Raw genomic sequence first — 6836 nt, 5'->3', positions numbered from 1 at the left:
GTGGGCCCCCGCCCCCACCGGCCCGCCGCTGTTGTCAGTGCCAGCCGATAGCCTGGCGCACGTCAAAGATCACCGCCCACGGCCCGCAACCATCAATTGAGGACCCCGACGGCGATCAGCCAGATCCGCGAGAGCGGCGGCGGTTTAGCCGCAAAGGGGTGCACGTGCGCGTACTGGGGGTGGACCCGGGGCTGACCCGCTGCGGGGTCGGGGTCGTGGAGGGCGTCGCGGGCAGGCCGCTCACCATGATCGGTGTCGGCGTCGTCCGCACCCGCGCGGGCGACGACCTCGGCCACCGGCTGGTCGCCGTCGAGCAGGGCATCGAGCAGTGGCTGGACGAGCACCGGCCGGACCGCGTCGCCGTGGAGCGCGTCTTCAGCCAGCACAACGTGCGCACCGTGATGGGCACCGCCCAGGCCAGCGCCGTCGCGATCCTCTGCGCCGCCCGCCGCGGCATCCCCGTCGCCCTGCACACCCCCAGCGAGGTCAAGGCCGCCGTCACGGGCAGCGGCCGGGCGGACAAGGCGCAGGTCGGCGCCATGGTCACCCGGCTGCTGCGGCTCGCCGCGCCCCCGAAGCCCGCCGACGCCGCCGACGCCCTCGCGCTCGCCATCTGCCACATCTGGCGCGCCCCCGCGCAGAACCGGCTCCAGCAGGCCGTCGCTCTGCACACCTCCCGGGGCCCGGCCGGCCCCCGGAGCCCGCACACCCCTCACCCGTCGAAAGGCACCACGGCATGATCGCCTTCGTCAGCGGCACCGTCGCCGCCCTCGCCCCCGACGCCGCGGTGGTGGAGGTCGGCGGTGTCGGCATGGCCGTCCAGTGCACGCCGAACACCCTCTCCACCCTCCGCCTCGGCAAGCCCGCCAGGCTCGCCACCTCCCTCGTCGTCCGCGAGGACTCGCTCACGCTGTACGGCTTCGCCGACGACGACGAGCGCCAGGTCTTCGAGCTGCTCCAGACGGCCAGCGGCGTCGGCCCCCGCCTGGCCCAGGCGATGCTCGCCGTGCACCGCCCCGACGCCCTGCGCAGAGCCGTCTCCACCGGCGACGAGAAGGCGCTCACCGCCGTCCCCGGCATCGGCAAGAAGGGCGCGCAGAAGCTGCTCCTGGAGCTGGGGGACCGCCTGGGCGAGCCCATCGGTGCCCCCGCCGTCGGCGCCCCCGTCAGCACCGGCTGGCGCGACCAGCTGCACGCCGCCCTGATCGGCCTCGGGTACGCGACCCGCGAGGCCGACGAGGCCGTGTCCGCCGTGGCCCCCCAGGCGGCGGCCGCCGGGGGCACACCCCAGGTGGGGCAACTGCTGAAGGCGGCCCTGCAGACCCTGAACCGCGCCCGCTGAACCGCCACACCGACCCCCGAGGCACACCACATGAACTGGGACGACACGACCGACCCGTCCGACAGCCCCGAAGGGCTCGTCGGCTCCGCCGAGGAGCGGCTGGTGGGCTCTGTCGCCGACGGCGAGGACCAGGCGGTGGAGGCCGCCCTGCGCCCCAAGGACCTGGGCGAGTTCATCGGCCAGGAGAAGGTCCGCGAGCAGCTCGACCTCGTGCTGCGGGCCGCACGCGCGCGCGGGGCCACCGCGGACCACGTGCTCCTCTCGGGCGCCCCCGGCCTCGGCAAGACCACCCTCTCGATGATCATCGCGGCCGAGATGGGCGCCCCCATCCGCATCACCTCCGGCCCCGCCATCCAGCACGCCGGCGACCTCGCGGCGATCCTCTCCTCACTCCAGGAGGGCGAGGTCCTCTTCCTCGACGAGATCCACCGCATGTCGCGGCCCGCCGAGGAGATGCTCTACATGGCGATGGAGGACTTCCGCGTCGACGTGATCGTCGGCAAGGGGCCCGGCGCCACCGCCATCCCCCTGGAGCTGCCCCCGTTCACCCTGGTCGGCGCCACCACCCGCGCGGGGCTGCTGCCGCCCCCGCTGCGCGACCGCTTCGGCTTCACCGCCCACATGGAGTTCTACGGACCGGCCGAACTGGAACGAGTCATCCACCGCTCGGCCGGCCTGCTCGACGTCGAGATCGACACCGCCGGCGCCGCCGAGATCGCCGGCCGCTCCCGCGGCACCCCGCGCATCGCCAACCGCCTGCTGCGCCGGGTGCGCGACTACGCGCAGGTCAAGGCGGACGGCCTGATCACCTGCGACATCGCCGCGGCCGCCCTGGCGGTCTACGAGGTCGACGACCGGGGCCTGGACCGGCTCGACCGCGGTGTCCTGGAGGCCCTGCTCAAGCTCTTCGGCGGCGGTCCCGTGGGCCTGTCCACGCTCGCCGTCGCCGTGGGGGAGGAGCGTGAGACAGTGGAAGAGGTCGCCGAACCCTTTCTCGTAAGGGAAGGTCTGCTCGCCCGCACCCCACGGGGGCGGGTCGCGACGCCGGCGGCCTGGGCGCACCTCGGGCTCACCCCGCCCGGCGCGCAGAACACCGGAAACGGACAACAGGACTTGTTCGGGACGTGACATCCCCGTCACGACGAGGACATTCGCCCGACCAGGAACCCCAGTGCCATGCTGAGCGTTGTTCCATGCGCGCGGACTCGCTTAGACTCCGCCGATGCCGCCCTTGTCGGCGGCGTACACACCCCCAACCATCAGGCCGCTCACCATCGCGGTCGTGTGAAGGAAGTACCGACCGTGAGTCTCGTGACCCTCCTCCCGTTCATCGTGCTCATCGGGGCCATGTTCCTGATGACCCGGTCGGCGAAGAAGAAGCAGCAGCAGGCCGCCAACATGCGGAACGAGATGCAGCCCGGATCCGGTGTCCGCACCATCGGGGGCATGTACGCCACGGTCAAGGAGGTCAACGAGGACACGGTCCTCCTCGACGCCGGTCCGGGCGTCGACCTGCTCTTCGCCAAGAACTCCATCGGTGCCGTCCTGACCGACGACGAGTACAACCGCATCGTTCACGGCATCGAGCACGACCTCAAGTCCGACGCCGACGTCGTCCCCGACGACGCCTCCTCCCTCACCGAGTCCGACGCCTCCGCCGCCTCCGCCTCCGACGACAAGCCCGTCGACCTGGGCAAGAAGGACGCGGACGACGAGCCGGCCGGCGAGCCGACGGTCGACGCCGCGCCCGCCGAGGCGAAGGCCGACGAGCAGGCGAAGAAGTCCGACGGCGGTTCCGAGGCGAAGTAAGCCGTGCCCCGGGGTGCGCGGGGACGTCCTGGACGTTCCCGCGCACCCCGTGTGACGCGTGGCTCGCACGGATCCGGACACCATGTGATGGCCGCGGGTGACGCCTCCCCGGCGCGAAGCGGCCCGAGAGGGAGTACGCAAAGGTGGTAGCACCTAAAAAGGGAAAGAATGCGAGCGCTCCGAGTAAGCCCGGGCGCTCGCTGGCCCTGATTCTGATCGCCATCGTGGCGCTCACCGGAGGCATGTTCGCCTCCGGACACACGACTCCGCGTCTCGGTATCGACCTGGCCGGCGGCACCAGCATCACACTCCGGGCGGTCCCGGAAGCGGGCCAGGAGTCCGCGATCAACAAGACCAACATGGACACCGCGGTCGAGATCATGAACCGCCGTGTCAATGGTCTGGGTGTCTCCGAGGCCGAGGTCCAGACCCAGGGCGACCGGAACATCATCGTCAACATCCCCAAGGGGACGAACTCCGAGGAAGCCCGGCAGCAGGTCGGCACCACCGCCAAGCTGTACTTCCGTCCGGTCGTCGCCACCGAGCTGTCCGGCGCGAACGCCACGGGCAGCCCGTCGCCGAGCGCCACCGGCAACCCCTCGGACAAGCCGAGCGACAAGGCCACGGACAAGGCCACGGACAAGGCCACCGACAAGGGTGACAAGGCGACCGGGACGGACGGTGCGAGCTCCTCGCCGTCCGACTCCGCCTCGGCGAGCGCCACCAACCAGGGCCGCGCCGCCTCCGACGCCCTGAAGGCCGACCCCAGCCCGTCCGCCAAGACCTCCGACGGCGCCTCCCCGTCCCCGAGCGCCTCCGGCGATGACGCGAACACCAAGCTCCAGCAGCAGTACGCGGCGCTGGACTGCACCGACGCGGCCGCCCGCGCCAAGGCCGGCGACGGCTCCAAGCCGGGCGACTCGATGGTGGCCTGCGGTCAGAACGCGCAGGGCCAGTGGCAGAAGTACGTCCTCGGCCCCGCGGCGGTCGACGGCACCGACGTCGACAAGTCCGAAGCCGTCCTCAACACGCAGACCGGCGCCGGCTGGACCGTGACGATGAAGTTCACGGACGAGGGCGGCAAGAAGTTCGCGGACATCACCGGCAAGCTGTCGAAGAACCAGTCCCCGCAGAACCAGTTCGCCATCGTCCTGGACAACGACGTCGTCTCCGACCCGTACGTCAGCCAGGCGCTCACCGGCGGCAGCGCGGAGATCTCCGGCAACTTCGACCAGGAGGAGGCCCAGGGCCTCGCCAACATGCTGTCCTACGGCGCCCTGCCGCTGACCTTCAAGGAGGACAGCGTCACCACCGTCACCGCCGCGCTCGGCGGTGAGCAGCTCAAGGCGGGTCTGATCGCGGGCGCCATCGGCCTCGCGCTGGTCGTCCTCTACCTGCTGGTCTACTACCGCGGCCTGTCCTTCATCGCCGTCGCCTCGCTGCTGGTCTCCGCGGGTCTGACGTACGTGATCATGTCGTTGCTCGGCCCGACCATCGGCTTCGCGCTGAACCTGCCGGCCGTCTGCGGTGCCATCGTCGCCATCGGCATCACAGCCGACTCGTTCATCGTGTACTTCGAACGTGTCCGCGACGAGATCCGGGAGGGCCGCACGCTGCGTCCCGCCGTCGAGCGGGCCTGGCCGCGCGCCCGGCGCACCATCCTGGTCTCCGACTTCGTGTCGTTCCTCGCCGCCGCGGTGCTCTTCATCGTCACCGTCGGCAAGGTGCAGGGCTTCGCGTTCACGCTGGGTCTGACCACCCTGCTCGACGTGGTGGTGGTGTTCCTCTTCACCAAGCCGCTGCTGACGCTGATGGCCCGCCGCAAGTTCTTCGCGAGCGGTCACAAGTGGTCCGGCCTCGACCCGAAGAGCCTGGGCGCCAAGCCGCCGCTGCGCCGCACCCGCCGTCCGTCCCGTCCCGCCGCCGGCCCCGTCGACCCGAAGGAGGCGTGAGATGGGAAAGCTCGGCAACCTCGGCGCCCGACTGCACCATGGCGAGGTCGGCTACGACTTCGTCAAGAACCGCAAGCTCTGGTACGGCATCTCCATCCTCATCACCATCACGGCCATCGTCGGCCTGACGGTGCGCGGCCTGCACATGGGCATCGAGTTCCAGGGCGGCGCGGTCTTCACGACCCCGAAGAACATGAGCGCCTCGGTCTCCCAGGCGGAGACCTACGCGGAGGACGCCTCCGGGCACGACGCGATCGTCCAGAAGCTCGGCGACGGCAGCCTCCGCATCCAGATCGCGGGCACCGACACCGAAGCGTCGGACCAGATCAAGAGCCAGCTCTCCAAGGACCTAGACGTCCCCGCGGACCGGATCAACGCCGACCTGGTCGGCCCCAGCTGGGGTGACCAGATCGCCGACAAGGCCTGGCAGGGTCTCGGGATCTTCATGTTCCTGGTGGTGATCTATCTGGCGATCGCCTTCGAGTGGCGCATGGCGCTCGCCGCGTTCGTCGCGCTGATCCACGACATCACCATCACGGTCGGCATCTACGCCCTCGTCGGCTTCGAGGTCACACCGGGCACGGTGATCGGTCTGCTGACCATTCTCGGCTATTCGCTCTACGACACGGTCGTCGTCTTCGACAGCCTCAAGGAACAGACGAGAGACATCACCAAACAGACCCGCTGGACCTACGGCGAGATCGCCAACCGCTCGATCAACAGCACCCTGGTCCGCTCCATCAACACCACGGTGGTCGCGCTGCTGCCGGTGGGCGGTCTGCTGTTCATCGGCGGCGGTGTCCTCGGCGCCGGCATGCTCAACGACATCTCGCTGTCGCTGTTCGTCGGTCTCGCCGCGGGCGCCTACTCGTCGATCTTCATCGCCACGCCGCTCGTCGCCGACCTCAAGGAGGCCGAGCCGCAGATGAAGGCCCTCAAGAAGCGCGTCCTGGCCAAGCGCGCCCAGGCCGCGGCCAAGGGCGAGCCGGCGCAGTCCGCGGACGACGAGGAGTCCTATGCGGACGAGGACCCCGACGACGCGGCCGCCGCGGTCGTCGGCCCCCGCAACCAGCCCGCGTCCCGCGGCCGGGGCCGTGGCCGTCCGTCGGGGAAGCGCCGATGACCGGCACGACCGACATCACGGAGCTGCTGCTCAGCCGTATCCGTGACGTGGCCGACTACCCGGAGCCGGGTGTGGTGTTCAAGGACATCACCCCGCTCCTGGCCGACCCCGCGGCCTTCACCGTCCTGACCGACGCGCTCGCCGAGGTCGCCGCGGAGACCGGCGCCACCAAGGTCGTCGGCCTGGAGGCCCGCGGCTTCATCCTGGGCGCCCCGGTGGCCCTGCGGGCGGGCCTCGGCTTCATCCCCGTACGCAAGGCGGGCAAGCTCCCCGGAGCCACCCTCGGCCAGGCGTACGACCTGGAGTACGGCTCCGCCGAGATCGAGGTGCACGCCGAGGACCTGGACGCGGGCGACCGCGTACTGGTCGTCGACGACGTCCTCGCCACCGGCGGCACCGCCGAGGCGTCGCTGGAGCTGATCCGCCGGGCCGGCGCCCGGGTCGCCGGCCTCGCCGTCCTGATGGAGCTGGGCTTCCTCGGCGGCCGGGCCCGCCTGGAGCCGGCCCTGGCGGGGGCGCCGCTGAAGGCGCTGCTCACGGTCTGACTGCGCACACCGCGCACCTGGGGCGGGCCCGGAGGAATCCGGCGCCCGCCTCAGGCGTTTCCCGA

Annotated in this window: 7 protein-coding genes; all 7 read left to right on the top strand. The window is 71.1% G+C overall.

What is annotated here, in order from left to right; translation table 11 throughout:
* Nucleotides 1–164 precede the first annotated feature (164 nt).
* The 7 genes from ruvC (at nucleotide 165) to ACFWR9_RS03615 (ending at nucleotide 6771) form a co-directional block, all read left to right on the top strand.
* On the top strand, nucleotides 165–740 hold the full coding sequence (ruvC, locus tag ACFWR9_RS03645) for a crossover junction endodeoxyribonuclease RuvC (RefSeq protein WP_383834909.1): 576 nt from the start codon (nucleotides 165–167) through the stop codon (nucleotides 738–740).
* Entirely contained in the window at nucleotides 737–1342 is a 606-nt protein-coding gene (gene ruvA / locus ACFWR9_RS03640) for a Holliday junction branch migration protein RuvA (RefSeq protein WP_383834906.1), read from the top strand. The genes ruvC and ruvA overlap by 4 nt, the downstream gene beginning before the upstream one ends.
* Nucleotides 1343–1372: 30 nt before the next feature.
* Entirely contained in the window at nucleotides 1373–2470 is a 1098-nt protein-coding gene (ruvB, locus tag ACFWR9_RS03635) for a Holliday junction branch migration DNA helicase RuvB (protein WP_383834903.1), read from the top strand.
* 174 nt (nucleotides 2471–2644) lie between these two features.
* Complete coding sequence (gene yajC, locus ACFWR9_RS03630; RefSeq protein WP_383834900.1) at nucleotides 2645–3151, top strand: preprotein translocase subunit YajC; 507 nt, start codon at nucleotides 2645–2647, stop codon at nucleotides 3149–3151.
* Between the two features lie 143 nt (nucleotides 3152–3294).
* On the top strand, nucleotides 3295–5103 hold the full coding sequence (gene secD / locus ACFWR9_RS03625) for a protein translocase subunit SecD (protein WP_383834897.1): 1809 nt from the start codon (nucleotides 3295–3297) through the stop codon (nucleotides 5101–5103).
* Between the two features lies 1 nt (nucleotide 5104).
* On the top strand, nucleotides 5105–6226 hold the full coding sequence (secF, locus tag ACFWR9_RS03620) for a protein translocase subunit SecF (protein WP_383834894.1): 1122 nt from the start codon (nucleotides 5105–5107) through the stop codon (nucleotides 6224–6226).
* On the top strand, nucleotides 6223–6771 hold the full coding sequence (locus tag ACFWR9_RS03615) for an adenine phosphoribosyltransferase (protein WP_383834891.1): 549 nt from the start codon (nucleotides 6223–6225) through the stop codon (nucleotides 6769–6771). Before secF ends, ACFWR9_RS03615 begins: the two co-directional genes overlap by 4 nt.
* Nucleotides 6772–6836 lie beyond the last annotated feature (65 nt).

The sequence above is a fragment of the Streptomyces sp. NPDC058534 genome (assembly GCF_042717365.1).
In the GTDB taxonomy this organism is placed as follows: domain Bacteria; phylum Actinomycetota; class Actinomycetes; order Streptomycetales; family Streptomycetaceae; genus Streptomyces.
This window is presented reverse-complemented; position numbering and strand designations above follow the sequence as displayed.

What these genes read in the sequence shown, in the direction of transcription:
- ruvA (WP_383834906.1), top strand. Translation starts at nt 737, where the DNA reads ATGATCGCCTTCGTCAGCGGCACCGTCGCCGCCCTCGCCCCCGACGCC.
- ruvB (WP_383834903.1), top strand. Translation starts at nt 1,373, where the DNA reads ATGAACTGGGACGACACGACCGACCCGTCCGACAGCCCCGAAGGGCTC.
- secF (WP_383834894.1), top strand. Translation starts at nt 5,105, where the DNA reads ATGGGAAAGCTCGGCAACCTCGGCGCCCGACTGCACCATGGCGAGGTC.
- ACFWR9_RS03615 (WP_383834891.1), top strand. Translation starts at nt 6,223, where the DNA reads ATGACCGGCACGACCGACATCACGGAGCTGCTGCTCAGCCGTATCCGT.